Consider the following 18529-nt stretch of genomic DNA (forward strand, 5'->3'; position numbering starts at 1 on the left):
ACGAGGGAATTAAAATGGTAGAACAAGTCAGAAAAAAGAAAGTTGAATTACCTGAATTATTTTATGATTTAGTCTTTGCATACGCAATTTCACAAGCTACGGATTTACTTCATCATTTTCAAGTAAGCACATCAAGTATGATTAGTGCATTTATTATCTTTTCAGTGGTAATGGTCGTTTTTATTAACACATGGATGATTAAGAGTGTTTTTATTAATCGATATAGAAAAAACTCGATGACTGATATTATTCTTTTTATGATTGATATGGCAATTTTACTTTATATGTCCAATGCTTTTGAGGGGGATATCCATAATTGGTTCCAACCATTTGCAATTGCAACAGGGCTATTATCCACAGTATTAGTTGTTCAATATGGCACGGTATACCTGACAGCTGCTAAAAAGGATGATAAAAAAATTGCTAAACTAATGATGTTGATTGTTGCAACAAGAACATTACTCGTATTTATTGGCTCCTTTTTGCCACTAAACATAGGCATTGCGGTATTCTTGCTGGGTATTGCAGTGAGTTGGATATTACCAGCTCTTGGTGGTTCAGTTTTGAAACTCCACCCACTTAATTTTCCACATATATTAGAGCGTCTAACACTATTAACAATTATTACATTTGGAGAAAGTATTCTCGGTATTGCCTCGTATTTCACCGTTAAAACATTTAATTTTTATTCAATTTTAATATTCATGATTATCGGTGCACTTTTTATGACCTATATTACTCAAATGGATCATTATATTGATGAAAATCGTTCGGGTGAAACAGGTATTCGATTAATTTATATTCATTACTTTGTCTTGTTTGGCTTAAGTTTAGTCACTATTTCGTTAGGTTTTATTAGTGAAATCGAAATACCTAAAAACTTTTCAGTACTATGTCTATATTTAGGTATATCGTTATTTTATTTAGGGTTATTCTTAACCAGTCCGTATAATAAAAAATACTTACGATTGGGTAATGTGGTCATTGGATTCTTTACAACGACAACTATAGTGGGTGTAATATTAAGCTTAATATTTAACAATTTTCCAGAAATTGTGAGTATAACGGTATTAGTGACCATTGCGAACTCTGCAATGTATGTACACTATATGATTAAACGAACGAAACAGAATCAAAGTTATGACATTAAAAACTGAAAACTAGCTGATAAACCTAATTTGGGTTTATCAGCTAGTTTTTTAATTGAAGAATCATTTTTACAGTGTTTATGATTAAAATTGTATATTTAGTAGCAGTATGATTAGAAGGATATAAATGAGAATGATGATAGCAACCAATAGCATTAAAAGGATTGATAATAAGCAGTAAAAAAAATTTTTCTGAAAGAAGGGTAAGTTGAGAATAGAATCTGTAACAGCAGAAAGTCCTAAACCAGCTAAAGATAAGCCGACAATTCCATTTAAAAAGGCAATCCATGGGCCCAATATACAGAGTGCGATACCGATTCTCATTAGCCACTTCACTTGATTGTTATCAGTTTTAAATATTTTTTTCATTGATAGGACCACCCTTCATAATGATATGAATTAATATTTATTTTAATATACTACAAAATTAATTTGATGTAATCTTATCTGTCTTCTTACTGGTTAAATTGATAAGATCGTTTAAAATAGACAAAGATAAAACGAGGTGTTATTATCAATTTGAAAAAAATAATAGCTTTAGTTAGGATATGAAAATGAAAAAATATAAAGATTATATGAATGAAACCCTTTCTGTTCTTGGTAGCCTATCTTTATGTTTAATAATCTTGTCATTCTTTATTAAAGATAGTTTAGTCAGTTCGATTTTTTATGATGTTAGGATTTATCTGTTAGGCATATTCTTATTGAGACCAATTGTACAATACTTTAAAGCAAAAAATAAATAGCCTTACAATGAACTTTTTGGCAGTTCTACAGAGTAAAGCTATTATTAATAATCCACTTAATCGACAATGTTGTCTTACTGACATTGTCGATTTTTTTGGATAAAATAATATATCGTTTGACATTATACTATGTAACGTATAGTATTGATTTTGAAAGGAGTGAGTTGATGAATATACAGATGAAAAAAGGGTTATTAGAATTTTGCGTGTTAGCGACGCTGAGGACATCAGATTCTTATGGTTACCAAATTATTAAAGACACCTCAAGCGTGATTGAACTTTCAGATTCAACTCTTTATCCCATTTTGAAACGACTAGAAAAACAAGGCGCTATTGAGAGTTACAGTGTTGAACACAATGGTCGATTGCGAAAATATTATCACATAACTGAGGCGGGATTAGTAGATATTCAAGAATTTTTAGATGATTGGCAACAGGTAATAAACGTTTACGATTACATAAAGGGAGTGTAACGATGAGTAAGAGAAAATTTATTGTAGAGCTAGAAGAAGAACTTAAACATTATCAAGCGGCAGACATTGATAATACACTTGATTATTATGACGAGATGATTGATGACCGTTTAGAAGCGGGCGAATCTGTGACAGATATTATTCTAAGTTTAGAAAATCCAAGTCAAATTGCGATACGTTTGATTCAAAATGACCGACCAAAAATACAAAAAAAGTTATCGACACCAATAATCGTTTTGATTGTCATTTTACTTATCCTAGGAGCACCTGTATGGGGACCGCTATTGCTGACGGCTGCTATTCTAATTGCCACAGTTTATTTTTTAATATGGTTAGTACCAATGATTGCAGGCGTAATCGCTACCTCATTTATTATCAGTGGCGTGATTAGTTTAGGACTATCGCCATTTGATATGTTTAATCAAGGTTTTAACGTTGGATTGATGCAATTTGGGGTAAGTTTTGTAATTGTAGGTGTTGGTATTTTATTCATCGCAATGACCTGGTATTCAACGAAATATTTAATTAAATATTCGATTAGTCTGACACGCTGGTTAATTCGTTTATTCAGAAGACAATTGAAGGAGGTCGCTTAAAATGATTGAATATATAAGACGTAATTGGTTGAAAATTAGTTTATTTCTGATCTGGTTTGGCGCTATAGTCATGTTTACTAGTTACGCATTATCAGGTTTTGATTTGTCAGTATTTAAATATGAGGGTGAACATAGTTGGTTCCGAACGTTTTATTTCTAAATGACCACGTCTGATTTAATAAATGTGGTAAGTTAGAATTACGGTAGTATAAAAGGGCATTAAAATCCATTTTTAATAGGATTTCGATGCCCTTTTATTTTTTTGGAAAGACGATTAAATAGTGCAAGCCGTAAACGTTTACATAAGATTGTTGTGATGTTACAATTAATTTGTGCCGGGGGCGGCATATTATTTAATAGGTTATTACTTACAAGGGGGCATGACAAATGAAAAAGGGGCTAACTATCGCAACAACAATGATAACGTTGTTCACGCAATTACCATTATCTTCTGTGTTTGCGCAGGACCTTAATCCAACGACAGAAACGTCATCTTCAAAAGCAGCTACGGCGTCAACTGCTAAAAAAGCGACAAAAGCAGAGACAGGTATGACTCGTACTGGAGATACAAATACGGATCTTACAGTTGAAGCACAGAAAGATACGATTGAAGCTGGCCAATTGGCTAATTTTAATTTATATTTTAAAATTTCAGGTAAGAACACCTCATTTACCAATGCCGATATAAAGGTTACGTTACCAAGTAATTTAAATGAAAATATGACATTTACGCAAGATTTATCAGAACTTAAAATTGCGGGCGTCACACCAATTTATGATAAAGATAAAGGTGTATTGAATTATCATTTTGATACGCTTAATGCAAGAACAGCAAATAAAGTAATTATAAAAATAGGAACAGCAAATGGCGCAATTATGCCTAATACAAAATTAGACACAGCAGCAACATTTACTGGAACGGATCAGAATGGCGAAAATAAAAGCTATGATTCTAAAACTTCAATTAATATAACAGCAAATAATAATTATGCTATGACAAATAAAGTTACTAGTATTGAAGGACAAACATATAATAATCCTAATCGTGGCGATATTGTAAACTATGGTGTAGGGGTTAGTGCGCCGAAAAAGGAATTAGGCGCACTGTATGTTAAAGAAGGTTCTAAAGTTAACGTGACCTATAAATTAGGCGCTGGAATAGACTACTATGGTGTAAAAGATGGCGCACAAGAACCGAGTGTCAGTACAGATGGTAGAACATTAACCTGGGAATATACAGCACCAAGTTACGCTGAACAAAAAGCAGCTGTGACTGATTTCTTTGAAAAAAATGTGACTATCCAAGCAAAAGTAACTGACAAGGCTGCCTATTATTCACAGATAACGAATACAGTGAGTTCAACAGCAACTTTCCTTGATGGTAGTGTAAATAGTACAGCACCAATTAAATCAACGGTTATGGTTATGCCCAATGATCCTAAGGAAGTTCCAATTCCAATTCCTGGTGGATCAGCATTTCCAACTAATCATTTAGGACCAAAAGATGGAAACGGTGGCGTGGCATCAGCTACATTAATTGACCCGGATGTGACAGTTAACGATGATGCTTATCTAAGTTATGGATTAACATTATCCTCACAAAATGCGACATCACCTTATATTGGATTTTCTTATTATAATATTTATTATGATGTGGATACGCATTTAAATCTTGATAGTTTTACAACGGGTAATTTTTATTACATGCCAAACAATAATTTACCAACTTTTTCACCAACAAAAGCTAAAGTACCATTTGCTATGTTGGTAAAATACGAAACAGATGGAAAAGTTGATGATAACTGGACATTACTCAATATGGATATGAAGACTAACGCCAATTACACACGTGCTCAGTTAGGTATTCCGGATGGGAAAAAAGTGGCTAATATTTGGCTGTGGTTCCATGATGAGAAGATAACAAAAGTTCCAGCAAATAGAGACATAGCTGCATCTGCAACCTATGATCCAGAAAGTAAAAAAACCGTTAAAATGGCTCCAGCTGGATTGTATAATAGCGGGATGAAAGTTAACGCAACGATTGATAAAGGATTCACTGGTCAAATAACTAATAAAATGGATATGACTTTCTATGGCGTTCAGGCACCTGATGAAACAGGTTTTGAAGCAGCTCGATATGTTGATTACACATCTAACCCATGGGCAGAGGCATTTAAGGGTGAAAATGGTCAGGTTTATACAGATCGAATTGCGCCTCGTCACGTTGAAGTCGCAGCAAAAACAACCGGTGAAACAAAAGTTGTTAAAGCTTCAGTTAGTTTACTAAATACAGTCGGAAGTACAGTTAATGAAGGTGAAAATACTGTCTTAACTTCAATAGAAAATAATAAGGCATCAATTTCACCTTTATCAGGACCTTATCTGAGTTATGTGCTATTACCAACAGGTGTAACGTTCAAAGAAAGCGTTGCTTCAACGAACTATAGCGCTGAATTATATGATAAGGATTACAAAGGTACTGGAAGACAACTCGTTAAAGTAACAATGAATGGCGACAAATTAGTAGCCGGTAAATTCCTTAATGGTCAATTTAAAATTAATATTTCAAAAGATGCGACACCTAATATGACATTTAACATGACAGGAACAATTGGTGATACTGATTATACAGCTGTGAAACCGACAGGTGATGAACCACTTTTAACGGATACAGTAAAATCTGTTGATACAGATGATATTGATAAAGATGGTAAAACAGACACACCAATTATTAAAACAGGTAATTCATATGTGTTAAATCAAGAATCAAATATTGATGTTGATGCAAGTATTAAAGGTGATAAAGATGATAAGTTTGGCGATTTAGGTAATGTTACAGTCGGCAAAAAAGCCACTTATCAAGCAACATTAACAAATAATACAGATGATAAAATTACATCAATGCAGTTCTTAGATGTTTTACCATCTGTCGGAGATTCAAATATTACCGATGGTGCAGCACGTAATTCGGCTTATGAAATGAAATTAGATGGGGCCATTACTTTACCAAGTGCATGGGAAAATAAGATGACTGTTTTATATAGTACATCTAAAAATCCTAAACGTGCCGGTATATTAGATAAGAATACAAATTATCCAGCAGGAACGGCTAAAATTGTTGACCCAACTGGGGCTGAAGATGCAACTTGGGTAACAGCTGATAAAGTAGCTGATTGGTCAACCATTCATTCATACAAAATTACGCTTAATGACGGAGTTGAATGGGCCCAAGGTAAGGGAGTTACATTATCATTTGATCTAGTTGCGCCTAAAGAATCTGAAATTTCAGATTCAACATTAATTAGTAATAAACCAGCTGAAACAACGAAAGTGTCACGCGCTGTTCAAGAAACACGTGGTGCTTACAACAGTTTTGGTATCGCAATTAACAAGTTGCAAGTTGTTGAAACTGGTGCAATAGGCACACAATTAATTCGTGCTAGCGCTGATGTTACTGCAAATTATGTAGATGTAGATGGTAATAAACTTGCTGATGATGTTGTCCAAAGTGGGTACTTCGATGATCCATATACGACAACTCAAAAAGAGATTTCAGGTTACGACTTTGTAAAAGTAGAAGGTAACGTTTCTGGTAAGTTTGGGGCTGATGCAGTAACAGTTAACTATGTTTATAAGAAAACTTCTGCACCAGTGACTGTTAAATATGTCGATGAAAATGGTAAATCGGTAGCTGATTCAAAAGAACTTACTGGTGATTTTGGTGATGTTTATACATCAGATGCTGCTGTTATTTCAGGATGGACATTGAAAGAAACACCAAGTAACGCAAGTGGTAAGTTTACTGCTGATAAACAAACAGTCACATATGTCTACGAAAGAGCGGATGCGGCTGACGTTACAGTTAAGTATGTCGATGCAGATGGAAAAGAATTAGCAACATCAGATGTACTTTCAGGAAAAGTATCAAATCCATACAGTACAACTGCTAAAAATATTTCAGGATGGACGTTGAAAGAAACACCAACGAATGCAAGTGGGACATTTACAGAGACCGCACAAACAGTCACATATGTGTATGAAAAAGCGGATGCAGCTGATATCACGGTTAAATACGTTGATGTAGACGGAAATGAATTAGCTAAATCAGATGTGCTTTCAGGAAAAGTATCAAATCCATATAGTACAACCGCTAAAAATATTTCAGGATGGACATTAAAAGAAATACCTGAAAACGCAACGGGAGTATTTACGGATAAAGCTCAGACAGTTAAGTATGTGTATGAAAAAGCAGATGCTGTCCCTGTTACAGTTAGATATGTTGATGGAAGTGGGAATGATTTAACTAAAGCTGATACGCTTTCAGGAAAAGTTGGGGATGCTTATACAACTGATGCCAAAGTATTATCAGGTTGGACGTTAAAAGAAGTACCAAAGAATGCACAAGGAATATTCACAGATGCTGCACAAACGGTTACGTATGTGTATGAAAAAGCAGATGCAGCTGATGTGACGGTCAAATATGTAGATGGAAAAGGTAACGAGTTAGCAACATCAGATGTTTTATCTGGTAAAATTGACGCTGACTACAAGACAACCGCTAAGGAATTAGTAGGTTGGACGTTAAAAGAAACGCCAAGTAACGCCAACGGAACATTTACGGATAAAGCCCAAACAGTTACGTATGTGTATGAAAAAACAGATGCTGAAGCTGTAACAGTTAAGTATGTAGATGAAAAAGGCAACGAGCTAGCAACACCAGATAATCTTTCTGGTAAATTAGGAGATTCATACAAGACAACTGCTAAACGTATTGCAGGTTGGAATGTTAAAACGACTCCTAAAAATGCAGAAGGAACATTTACAGATAAGACTCAAACAGTTACGTATGTTTATACGAGATCAGCTGCTAAAGATGTCACTGTAAAATATGTTGATAAAGATGGTAATGAATTATCAGCTTCAGTAACATTCTCTGGTAAGATTGGTGACGCATATACATCTAAAGAGAAACAACTTTCAGGTTGGATGTTGAAAGAGGCGCCAAGTAATGCTAAAGGTATCTTCACGGATACGGCACAAACAGTCACGTATGTTTATGTTAAAGATGAAGATAAAACAGTAGTGACACCGCCGGTAACACCACCAACAGATAATTCAAAAGGAAATACAACAACAGAAACGTTGACGGATGTTCCTGAAGGAAACACTCACTCAAATACAGTAAGCAAAGCAAATAATACAAAGAGTGATACAGGAAATCTTCCTCAAACAAATGAGGCAACAAGTCTTTTGGTAACGTTATTAGGTGCTGCATTACTCGCAACATCAGTTATCTTTATGATAGGTAGAAAAAAATCAAAAAAGGCTAAAAAGTAAAATTCTAAGATTATAGAATGAGTAGAAGAAGTCTTAAGACCCCTATGTCAACGAGTGTTGGTGGGTAAATTTTGGAAAGACCAATTCATTTTCGAATTGGTCTTTCTTTTTTTATTTTCAAAGAGAATTCAAACATAATTCGGTCGTGTAAATGTTGCCAACACCAATAAATGGTATCAAAATGAAGAATAATGTTAACGCGGGAATTATTCTTAAAAATTGTAACCTGTTACGCTTAAGGATAGTCAATATACTTAAGCGGATTCAATTAATGCTTTTTGGTTGACTGTGACGTAACGAGATAGTCTATGTTGATAATATACCGCAAGTACTAATTATTGAGGCTGTTGATGAAGCTTATGCCACTTCAAAAAAAGTCAATTAAAAAAAGATCAGCAGGTTTTTATCATGATGGGGGGTTCAGTAGAGACCTTGAAAAGGTATTCAAACTGGGAGATATTCAAGAGGCACATCGCTATGGCATGAAATCTGACCAATTTATAAATAAGGAGAAAAAATGATTAATACAAATAACAAATTAAATGAAGAGATTATTGCACTAGAAAAGGGTGCGTTGGATAAGTGGTTCAAAGGGGACACTTCGGGTTACCTAAATATTTGGTCACAAAAACAGTTTTCGTATTTTGACGGTGCTGTTAAAAGACGTGTTGATAGTTATGAAGACATAAAAGAATCAGTTTTAGCTAATGTTGAAGGAAAACTATTTGCTGACAGTTACGATTTTGAATATCCACGAGTGCAAGCAGTCGATGATATGGCTGTTTTAACATATCAACTATATGCAAAAACGACGTTGATTGATATGCAATACAATTGTATTGAAGTTTATCAAAAAGAAGAAGATGGCTGGAAAGTAATCCACTCAACTTGGTCATTTATTCGACCAATGGATATGGATTTTGGTAAAGCTAAAAGTATTGTTTAAAAAGGTGAAGTTAACCTTTATTCACGATATACTGAAACAGTTCTCTTAACTATTTTGAAGGCACAAAATATACACAATTAGTGATTTACAAAAGAATGCCGACAAAATAGAGTTTGCTTCGCATTGACCTTGATGTTGCGAAAAAGTTTTACAAGAATAATTATTAATACAAATCGGAATAATCAGTCAGATAACATAAATAATTTAAATTGGAGTAGATAGAAATGACGACACATAAAGTACACAGTTGGTTAGGCGTTCCCTATGCCAAAGCTGAAAGATTTGCTGAACCAGAGTTGGTTCCTTTTGATGAAACAAAGCAGTATGTTAAGTATGGACCAGCACCTTTGCAGGCTGGCGATACAAGTTGGCTGGGAGCCGTTAGCGGACTTAGCGAAGATTGTCTAAACCTTAATATTTGGGCCCCTGAAGACATGGGGGAGGAACCATTACCAGTTGTTGTTTATATTTTTGGTGGTGGCTGGGTGTTAGGATCAAATACACAAGCAGTTTCTGACGTATCAGGACTAGCTAGTACTGGTCGTGTGATAGGCGTTTCTATTAATTATCGCCTTGGACCGTTTGGTTGGTTATCACTAGCACAGTATGGTGGTAAATTAAAAGATGCAACTAACCTTGGTCTTAAAGATATAATAACGGCTCTTAAATGGATTCAAAAAAATATTGCTTATTTTGGCGGTGATGCTAATAATGTCACAGTTACGGGACATAGTGCAGGTGCTTTTTCATCATTAGAACTATTATCAGCGCCTAGTGCTGACAATCTTTATCATCATTTAGCAGCTTTTTCTGGTATGCCTTCTCGATTAGTGCCTCAATGGGTGGCGCAAGAGCGTGCTCTAAAAGTGTTAAAACATTTTGACTGTGTTAATAATCCAGAGCACTTATTACAGGTCGATGCTTATGAATTAGCTGAAGCAATGAATGCAACTCAATCACCTGATCCGGGTACTCCACATGGCATTGACAATGATGTGATAGCTGTTACTGACGATAGTCAACTAATAAATGGGGTTATAGCTGATCACCCGATGCATGTTCTTGAATCTGGGAAACACAAAGATGTAGATATTCTATTTAGTAGTACCACAGAAGAAACTTTTTATTGGGTCTTAAATCGGACAAAAGATTTTGATCCAGTGACCCTTGACAGGCTTACAGAGCAATTTGCCCACAGTATGCGTATTCCTTTATCTAGAGCCCAGCAAGTAATCAATTCCTTTGCTGATGATACTTTGAAGCCTGTAGAGGTAAGGGGATTATTATTAACGCATTTATCCTTTACATTACCTCAAATTCGTGGAGCAGTGGCTCATGCTAATGCAGGTGGAACATCACATGTGTTAGTTGTTGCACCTGTCAAAGGAGCGGAAGTCGCTGTCCATGGAACAGAGATGTACGGCATTGTTGGACAGATTAGCCCTAATGCCAGTCAAGAACAAATTGATCGGGACAATTATATTAAAGACACGTTATTAGATATGGCGGAAGGTCATTCCGATCTTACTTGGGACGCTGTTAAAGTAGATAAAATAAGTGCTAAAGGAATTGGAAACATGCCTTATAATGCTACAGAACATAGTTTGGATATTCTTGAAATATTTAAAGGAATAGACCGTCCTTAATAGTTTATAGCAAAAAGTGGAGGTCAATTCATTGTTGGCTAGCTGACTCAAATTGGTGTTTTTTGGAGATAACAAGTATGACAACAGTTTAAAGATGTGTTGGCTTCTCGCTTCCGCAGACGACCGAAAGCTAAAACTAGCGGTGATTGTTTTTGATAGCAAGACATAATTTTTTGACCTTTTAAATTTTGTTCGGATTAATTATAGATTTTGCATTTCTGAATAATTGGTGGAGAAAACTATATATTATTGTGAAACATTTGAGGATTTTCTTGGACTTAGAACGAATAAAGGGAGATACAAGGACTTGGACCGAAAAACATTTATTTCTAAAGACGTTATTTATGTAATGATAGCCACTTTTTTCTATCAATTTAGTATTCAGTCGGTAAATCCGTTAATCAGTGGCTATGTTACACATTTAGGTATTACTAGTACTCTAGCAGGTTTAATTGTTGGTATTATGAGTATTACTTCATTATTTTTAAGACCTATTGCTGGAAATCTTACCGATAAAATATCAAAATATGGGTTAACATTTATTGGTGGTATTCTATGTGCCATTAGTGATTTTGGATATATGTTTTCTTTTAATACTGCTTGGTTATTCTTTTTTAGAGTCATTAATGGGGTTGGTTTTGTCTTATGCACTGTATGCTTGGCAACCTGGTTGGCTTTCTTGGTGCCGCGCCAACGTGTTGGTGCGGCGATGGGGTATTATGGGTTGGTAAACGCTCTTTCTATGGCAGTTGCCCCAGTTTTGTCACTTGAGATATATCAAAAAGTAGGGTATAAAATGATTTTTCTTTTGGCCGCTGTCAGTGCGATTGCCGTGGTAATCACAATTCAGTTTATTGATAATCGAGCCATGCCATCTTTCGTTCGTAAGGAAGCGACACATTTTAAGCTGATTCAACGAAGTGCATTACCAGTTGCATCAATTTTTGCTTTAATTTCTATTCCATATTTTGCGGTCCAGGCTGACATTGTAATGTATGTTCGAGCAAGTAATCTAAATATTACTGTTAGCTTATTTTTTGTAATTTATTCAATTGTTTTGATTTTTAGTCGAATTTTATTAAAAAACTATTTTGACAGTATTCCCTTTGGTGTTTGGTTTTATATCTGTATGATTGTGACTGTGGGCTATCTTTTTTTCTTAACCATAATGCATAACAATTTAGAGATGGCGTTAGCTGCGGCTTTGATGGCCATTGGGTTTGGAACAATGGTTTCTGTTTGCCAGTCTACAGCTCTATTATTAGCGCCTTTGCAAGAACAGGGGCTGGCTACTGCAACTTACTATTTGGGGAGTGACATAGGAATGTCTTTAGGACCAATTCTAGGTGGCATTATTACAAATATTTTACCAATAAAATTACTTTTTCCAGTTATGATTTTAATTGTTCCAGTAGCTTTTAGTATCTATTTTTTTAATCATAAGAATTTGAACAGTGCGATTAGACATGATTAGTACTAGGAAAAATGTGATGAACTTAATTTGAATAGTCTCGGAAACTTTCAAGTTTTCAAAAAAAGAAGGCTCGTAATGCGAGCCTTCTTTTTTATACATATATATTAAAGAAAATGATGTTGTTTGTGTGTCTGTTACGGCGCCAATTTAAGCGATCATTTATAAATGTTTAGTTGTCAAAGCCAAGGATGCTTATCCGCATCATGATAAGCATATTTCGATGAAGTATATGATGCATTTACATTTGATAACAACGTATGATGAGCAAGCATTTACCTTAGAGAAATTAAAAAAACATGGCGCGACCTCTATCAGAGGACCACGTCATGTGCCGGATGATTTAGTAGCGTTGTTGAAGTAGATAACTAATTAGTTTATTATCACATTGATACTTTAGAATCTCTGTTTAGAGATGTTTTTGCCAACTAAGCACGCGATTTTGCATTCCTTTGAGATCTAAGATACCGTTTGCAAATCCTTTACGAATTAATTCTTCTGGTACATATTCATCATATTTTTCAAAAACAGGCACTTCTTTTTCATATACCAATGCCAAAGGATCAAAATCGGTAGCTGCTTCTTCTGCTACGATTTTATAAAATTCTGCTTCACTGACAGACATGGTAAATTGTAGGTAATATGGTCGTGATGAATTCATGCCTTTCAACCCAAGACGTTTACCACAACGGATTTTCAGAAACCGCTCAAGCGCAAGGAACGCGTAACTGCCAAGCCATGGAAACAATGCCCACATTTTGCCACCAAGATGAACCAGTGGACGATTAGCCATTTCTGCCTTTTTAAACGTTTCTCTGGCTTCTGCTAGACGGCCTCTAGCTTGTGGCATTAAGTAGGAATAGTCTTTTTGCTCTGCAAGGACATCGTGCATACGTTCTAGGATTCTGGTGTGAATATCCCCAGCGACATCTCCAAAGTAGGCTGGTTTGTTACCTTTAACGAGCGTACAGTATACCTCACGACGTTTGTGATCAACTTCATCGACAACCCATACACGTCCTGCTATGGCAATCTTGTCACTGACTGGTGGTGGCTTGACAATTGTACCTAACTCTTCTGATCCTGCACGGACTGTATATTCGATGTTTTCTTGAAAGACCCCATAAAATTTGTAGTTGTTAACAATACGTTCACCAGCAAGACCAACAATTACACCGCCATTTTCGGTACGATTGATATGATCGATTGTGATCAGATGACGCAGTAAAGTTCCGAAGTCCTCTTGATTAATTCGATGAAAAGCAGAAAGCGTTAGGACGCGTGAAGCAAGTTCAGCAAGTGTCATTTCGCCAGATGATGCCAATGTACTCATTGTTTGGTGATAAAGCAGGGAAAAAGGCAATTTGTCTGTTTTGGGTGGTTCTACAAAACGTTCTTCGATATATAATTGTACGAGAGCGATACCCTGAATAAGGTACCAGGGCACCAAATCTGGTAGCATAGCACGAGCTTCTGGGTGGTCTTCGCGCATAACAAACCACATTTCAGAAGGGTCACCTCTTCTGCCGGTTCTGCCCATACGCTGTAAAAATCCGGAAACCGTAAATGGTGCATCTAGCTGAAAGGCGCGTTCTAGTCTACCAATGTCGATACCAAGTTCTAGTGTTGCGGTGGCACAGACGCTCATGAGAGAATCAGCATCTTTCATGGCTTCTTCAGCACTTTCTCGATAGGCTGTTGAAAGGTTTCCGTGATGAATAAGAAAACGATCCGGTTCGTTGTTGACTTCACAGTACTGCCGTAAATTTTGACAGACTAATTCACACTCTTCTCGCGAGTTAGTAAAAATGAGGCATTTTTTGCCACGTGTATGTTCAAAAATATAGCCTATACCTGGATTTGCTGCCTTTGGAGCTTTATCTGTGGCAGGTTCTAAAGCAGAGGTAGGTGGGGCTGTTATCACGCTATTTATCGTCTCGTTAGCTTGTGGTTCTGAATTAAAAAAGTGTTCGATTGACAGTCGCCATACTTCTTTTCCACCGTCAAACTTTGGGATGATAGTTTCTCTGCCACTACCTGCGGCAAGAAATTTACCCGCTGCTTTTGGATTTCCGATTGTAGCTGATAATCCTATTCGTCTTGGATTACTGCCCGATAGTCGACAGAGGCGTTCAATTAGCGAAAAGGTTTGTCCACCACGATCCGAACGTAAAAGTGAATGTATCTCATCAATGACAATAAAGCGTAAATCACCAAAAAGGGCAGGGATTTCCATAGACTTGTTTATCATCAAAGCCTCTAAGGACTCCGGTGTAATTTGTAAAATACCGGCTGGTTTGCGTAGTAATTTTTGCTTTTGACTTCGAGGGGCATCCCCATGCCAACGTGTGACTGGAATATCAGCTTCTTCACAAAGCTCATTTAATCGACCAAATTGGTCATTGATCAAAGCCTTTAAGGGGGCAATATACAGTACTCCAACTGAGCTTGATGGTTGTTCATCAAGTAGGCTTAGAATAGGGAAAAAAGCAGCTTCCGTTTTCCCAGAAGCAGTAGATGCCGTTAAAAGAACATTCTTATCTGTGTTAAAAATGGCATCTCCGGCCGCATTTTGAACAGCGCGCAGGGTTCGCCAGCCAGACCGGTAAATGTAGTCTTGAATAAAAGGCGCATATCGGTTATATATATCCATGTGAATACCTCTCAAATTGTAAATTCAGAAAAATTGTCAGCCACTTTGTTAGAAACAGCCTCTGATTTGGCATAAGAAAACTCATCAGAATCAAATATTGTGTCAATGGATAGATTTGGATTTTGATATAAAATGTCTAATACCTCAATGAAATCACGGATAATCTCGCGTGGGGTAATATTTAAATCTGCTCCGATGCGTTCATATTCAATTCGGATAAAGGTGGCGAGGTTATCGTCTGTCATCTTTTTTTCATAACTATAGAGATCTGCATGCATAATAGCCAACTTTTCACATAGAATTAGCATCTCTTCAGCTGTTAATGGTTCTAACTTGATGACCGGGGCCAACAAATCTCTAGCGCCTGGTTTTGAAAACTTACCTTCAGCTAGACGAGAACGCAGGGCCTCATAACTATAAACACCGCGACGTTTATCTTCTATAGCTTGTGGAGTAGTTCCCATGATGATACCAAGATATTTAGCTTTACCTTGCAGTGTGTCATTGTACATCGTTAACAGTTTTTCATAATTATATTGACGCGTGATACTATTTGGAATCTTATAGATATTTACCAGCTCGTCAATCATAATTAGCATGCCAGAATAACCAGCTAATCTAAAGAAAGCAGCGAAAAGTTTTAAATATTCATACCAATTATCATCTGTAATAATAATATTAATATCTAAGTCCTTTTTGGCTTCACGTTTTAAAGCATATTCCCCACGGAACCAGCGGATGACTTTTGCTTTCAGTTCATCGTCGGCGTTGACATAGGCATGATAATAGGAAGAAAGTAATTTAGCAAATTCAAAGCCGTATACAAGTTCACTGACTGAGGAAGTGACTGTGTAAATATTTTGATCTACCATCGCAGTCAACCGAGGATCACCTGGGGTTAGGCCACTGTCGCTGGCTGCTTTTGTTTGAACGCTGCTAATCCAACGATCCAAAATTAAGTTAAGTGCACCACCTTCAGGTTTTGTTTTTGTAGATAGATTACTAATTAATTCGCGATAGGTTGCAAGACCTTGACCTTTTGATCCTTGAAGACGTCGTTCTGGTGATAAATCTGCATCGACAACAATAAAGCCACTGTTCATCACGTAATTACGAATCGTTTGCATCAGAAAACTTTTACCTGAGCCATATCTACCAACAACGAAGCGAAAAGATGCACCGCCTTCTGATATGATATCGACATCGTGTAAAAGTGCCTGAATTTCATTTTTTCTACCCACCGTAACGTAAGGTAGTCCAATTCTAGGGACAACACCACCCTTTAAGGAATTTAATACTGTTTGTGCAATGCGCTTTGGTACTTTTTGAGTTTGTTTTGTCATTTCATATTTCTCCTAATTATTTCAATTAAATCGTCCCGATAGTCTTCAATAAGAAAGATGGTATCGCCGTCACATTGTAGAGCTGAGTCGCCGATGTCATCAAAAAGCGTTTCATTTAACGTGTCGGTAATCACTTCAGGCATGCCATGCATATCACGGATCATGTCTGTGACAGATTCGCCTCGAACTAATAAGCTTAATAATTCTAACTGGGTCTTGCTTAGTGACAGCGTAGGCTCTGAATCAATAACAGGTATTTTTTCGAGGCCAGTCTGTTCAGTGGATGGCAATATGTTATTATGCTTTGGTAATACGTTTTCAGAAGTATCTTTTTCTTCGTCAGTTAACAAACTGTCTCGTGTTTCAAACGCATCGCTTCTAATTTTATCTAAATTTGAAAATTGAATGGTAACCTTAGGCTTATCTGCTTTCAAACGAGAATCACGGTCAGCTGCAATGACAGTTTTAACGTACGGTGCTGCCCAGGTTTCTGCATCTCGTGCTTTTAAAGGATAACCAGTTTTTAAATAAAGTCGTAACATACGATCTGTTTCACGCAAAAGACCATCTAACTTTTCTTGATGAAAGTTAAATTTTTGGTAACTCTGTTCGTACCACGCATTATCTTTGTAGGTATATTTTCGGATATCATTCAACTTGTATATAAGTGGCTGTTGTGGCGTTACTTGGTAATATACGGCGTTGCCTAGAGGGTACCAAAGATGAGAATGTATTGTGCCAAAGCACGCAGAAAATAAGTTATTATCCATTTTTATAGCTGTTCGCCACACTTGAGCGAATAACTGTGTGCCGTGTTTTTCATGTTTTTTAAGGACAGCTGATGCCAAAATTTTATGTCTTCCAAAAAGACAAAGCGCATCAAATACTGCTTTGTCTTCATGCTTTTCTGGATCACCTAAAATCATGATTGCATTATCTCTTTGTAATTTTTCGGTATCAGCGTACTGATACGTCGTGTCTGGTTCTATACCATTTATTACTGCTAGTTCAAACAACCATTTATGGCTGTTTAAGCGTATACGATTATCTCCAATACCGGAGTCCAGATAATTGATTTCAAATGCTTTTATTTTTTGTAGGCTGTCTATCACGGATGATGTGCCTATGCCATTAACCAACTCATACAAATATAGGTATGCAAGTGAGGTCGTGATTTTTTTATAAATGCCTTTTCGGATGTTTGTTCGCCAACTAAAATAGCCGCGTAATTGTTTCAAACCAAGATCATGGTAGGTTGTAAAGTAGCGGTGTATGTCGACATTGTAGGAGAAAACATCTTCGTAGTCGGCCATAAATTGTCCTTGGACATAAAAATTCCGGCATTTTTGCTTGAAAGAGTTATCACCGTAAGCATAGAGTTGGCTCATTTTTATCATTTTTTCAGGAATTTTATTTTCTTTGACATCAGAAGTCATTCCCTTAAACGTCAGAGGAACCGCGTGGTATTGTTGCTGTTGTATAGGTTCAGGTTCGGCGTTTAGAACAATCGTATTACCGCTTTGTTCGTTCTTTTCAAGTGCATTATCAAAAATACGATATATAACATCTGGGTCTGTGCTGTCGTCAAAATGGACGCCTAACCACTTCGGACCGCGCATTCGAAAAGGTGACGAAAGGTAAGACGGTAAAATATCAGTTGGTATTTCCTGTGCGTATTTGATGTCACAACGCTCGATATTATCACCAGAAGTAGCGTTTTTTTGACGCATCAAAACAGCCACCCATTTATTTGTGCTGGGATCTACCAACACCGAAAAACTAGGGAATTTAGGCCATTTGTATTGTTCGATAATATTATATTTTTCCTTGGCGTATAGTACTAATTCAGATAAATTCATGTTTTCACCAGAGTATTCTGTTATTTATAAGGTTGGTAGCCATACGTCCTAAATATTTACGCAAAGATAGGTGAATAAACAACTAGGACAGTTAAATTCATCAATAATTTTTGTTATTTAAAATGTATACTACCGTCAGTATATGATGTACCGTAGCGTCACAGTCAATATCATTTTCCTTTTCATATGATTTTAATATCTTTATGACAAAATTATTCAAATTATAGGTCTTGCGCAAATTTTGTATAATACAGGTATGGGACATACCTTTCACCGCTTTCAATTAGTTTTAGTCAACGAAATTGTAGAGC

Annotated in this window: 12 protein-coding genes; 8 read left to right on the top strand and 4 right to left on the bottom strand. The window is 36.3% G+C overall.

Translation table 11 applies throughout. The features are described from left to right. Nucleotides 1-14 precede the first annotated feature (14 nt). The gene (locus AC1RPY_RS01505) at nt 15-1157 is read left to right on the top strand and encodes a low temperature requirement protein A (protein WP_481760898.1); all 1143 of its coding nucleotides are present in this window, start codon (nt 15-17) and stop codon (nt 1155-1157) included. A gap of 75 nt (nt 1158-1232) precedes the next feature. Here AC1RPY_RS01505 and AC1RPY_RS01510 read toward each other — a convergent pair whose 3' ends face one another. Further along, entirely contained in the window at nt 1233-1517 is a 285-nt protein-coding gene (locus AC1RPY_RS01510) for a hypothetical protein (RefSeq protein WP_481760897.1), read from the bottom strand. Nucleotides 1518-2061: 544 nt separating this feature from the next. Here AC1RPY_RS01510 and AC1RPY_RS01515 point away from each other — a divergent pair. From AC1RPY_RS01515 to AC1RPY_RS01545, 7 genes are all read left to right on the top strand, one after another. After that, nucleotides 2062-2367, top strand: coding sequence for a PadR family transcriptional regulator (locus AC1RPY_RS01515; protein ID WP_409021630.1), 306 nt, complete (start codon nt 2062-2064; stop codon nt 2365-2367). Between the two features lie 2 nt (nt 2368-2369). Continuing rightward, the gene (locus tag AC1RPY_RS01520; protein ID WP_481760896.1) at nt 2370-2963 is read left to right on the top strand and encodes a DUF1700 domain-containing protein; all 594 of its coding nucleotides are present in this window, start codon (nt 2370-2372) and stop codon (nt 2961-2963) included. 387 nt (nt 2964-3350) lie between these two features. Then, nucleotides 3351-8300: a MucBP domain-containing protein gene (locus AC1RPY_RS01525; RefSeq protein ID WP_481760895.1), complete on the top strand. Its 4950-nt coding sequence runs from the start codon at nt 3351-3353 to the stop codon at nt 8298-8300. A 350-nt stretch (nt 8301-8650) separates the two neighbouring features. After that, nucleotides 8651-8821, top strand: coding sequence for a hypothetical protein (locus AC1RPY_RS01530; RefSeq protein WP_481760894.1), 171 nt, complete (start codon nt 8651-8653; stop codon nt 8819-8821). After that, nucleotides 8818-9246, top strand: coding sequence for a nuclear transport factor 2 family protein (locus AC1RPY_RS01535; protein WP_481760893.1), 429 nt, complete (start codon nt 8818-8820; stop codon nt 9244-9246). The genes AC1RPY_RS01530 and AC1RPY_RS01535 overlap by 4 nt, the downstream gene beginning before the upstream one ends. A 224-nt stretch (nt 9247-9470) precedes the next feature. Continuing rightward, nucleotides 9471-10892 carry a carboxylesterase family protein gene (locus AC1RPY_RS01540; RefSeq protein ID WP_481760892.1) on the top strand — a complete coding sequence of 474 codons (1422 nt, stop codon included), beginning with the start codon at nt 9471-9473 and terminating at the stop codon, nt 10890-10892. Between the two features lie 349 nt (nt 10893-11241). Further along, nucleotides 11242-12366 carry an MFS transporter gene (locus AC1RPY_RS01545; protein WP_481761137.1) on the top strand — a complete coding sequence of 375 codons (1125 nt, stop codon included), beginning with the start codon at nt 11242-11244 and terminating at the stop codon, nt 12364-12366. Nucleotides 12367-12772: 406 nt separating this feature from the next. Here AC1RPY_RS01545 and AC1RPY_RS01550 read toward each other — a convergent pair whose 3' ends face one another. From AC1RPY_RS01550 to AC1RPY_RS01560, 3 genes are read right to left on the bottom strand one after another with little or no spacing between them, the layout of a single operon-like run. Beyond that, nucleotides 12773-15016 (bottom strand): DEAD/DEAH box helicase, encoded by a 2244-nt coding sequence (locus AC1RPY_RS01550; protein WP_481760891.1) that lies wholly within the window; start codon nt 15014-15016, stop codon nt 12773-12775. Between the two features lie 11 nt (nt 15017-15027). Next, nucleotides 15028-16359, bottom strand: a complete 1332-nt coding sequence (locus AC1RPY_RS01555; protein WP_481760890.1) for an ATP-binding protein — start codon at nt 16357-16359, stop codon at nt 15028-15030. Beyond that, nucleotides 16356-18218 carry a TerB N-terminal domain-containing protein gene (locus AC1RPY_RS01560; protein ID WP_481760889.1) on the bottom strand — a complete coding sequence of 621 codons (1863 nt, stop codon included), beginning with the start codon at nt 18216-18218 and terminating at the stop codon, nt 16356-16358. Before AC1RPY_RS01560 ends, AC1RPY_RS01555 begins: the two co-directional genes overlap by 4 nt. Nucleotides 18219-18529 lie beyond the last annotated feature (311 nt).

Source organism: Dellaglioa sp. CoH-56-MRSF-12 (assembly GCF_056782075.1).

Excerpts from the sequence above, each read along its gene's own strand:
- AC1RPY_RS01535 (WP_481760893.1), top strand. The coding sequence starts at position 8,818 with ATGATTAATACAAATAACAAATTAAATGAAGAGATTATTGCACTAGAA.
- AC1RPY_RS01550 (WP_481760891.1), bottom strand. The coding sequence starts at position 15,016 with ATGGATATATATAACCGATATGCGCCTTTTATTCAAGACTACATTTAC.
- AC1RPY_RS01540 (WP_481760892.1), top strand. The coding sequence starts at position 9,471 with ATGACGACACATAAAGTACACAGTTGGTTAGGCGTTCCCTATGCCAAA.
- AC1RPY_RS01510 (WP_481760897.1), bottom strand. The coding sequence starts at position 1,517 with ATGAAAAAAATATTTAAAACTGATAACAATCAAGTGAAGTGGCTAATG.
- AC1RPY_RS01505 (WP_481760898.1), top strand. The coding sequence starts at position 15 with ATGGTAGAACAAGTCAGAAAAAAGAAAGTTGAATTACCTGAATTATTT.
- AC1RPY_RS01530 (WP_481760894.1), top strand. The coding sequence starts at position 8,651 with ATGAAGCTTATGCCACTTCAAAAAAAGTCAATTAAAAAAAGATCAGCA.
- AC1RPY_RS01555 (WP_481760890.1), bottom strand. The coding sequence starts at position 16,359 with ATGACAAAACAAACTCAAAAAGTACCAAAGCGCATTGCACAAACAGTA.
- AC1RPY_RS01525 (WP_481760895.1), top strand. The coding sequence starts at position 3,351 with ATGAAAAAGGGGCTAACTATCGCAACAACAATGATAACGTTGTTCACG.
- AC1RPY_RS01515 (WP_409021630.1), top strand. The coding sequence starts at position 2,062 with ATGAATATACAGATGAAAAAAGGGTTATTAGAATTTTGCGTGTTAGCG.
- AC1RPY_RS01545 (WP_481761137.1), top strand. The coding sequence starts at position 11,242 with ATGATAGCCACTTTTTTCTATCAATTTAGTATTCAGTCGGTAAATCCG.
- AC1RPY_RS01520 (WP_481760896.1), top strand. The coding sequence starts at position 2,370 with ATGAGTAAGAGAAAATTTATTGTAGAGCTAGAAGAAGAACTTAAACAT.
- AC1RPY_RS01560 (WP_481760889.1), bottom strand. The coding sequence starts at position 18,218 with ATGAATTTATCTGAATTAGTACTATACGCCAAGGAAAAATATAATATT.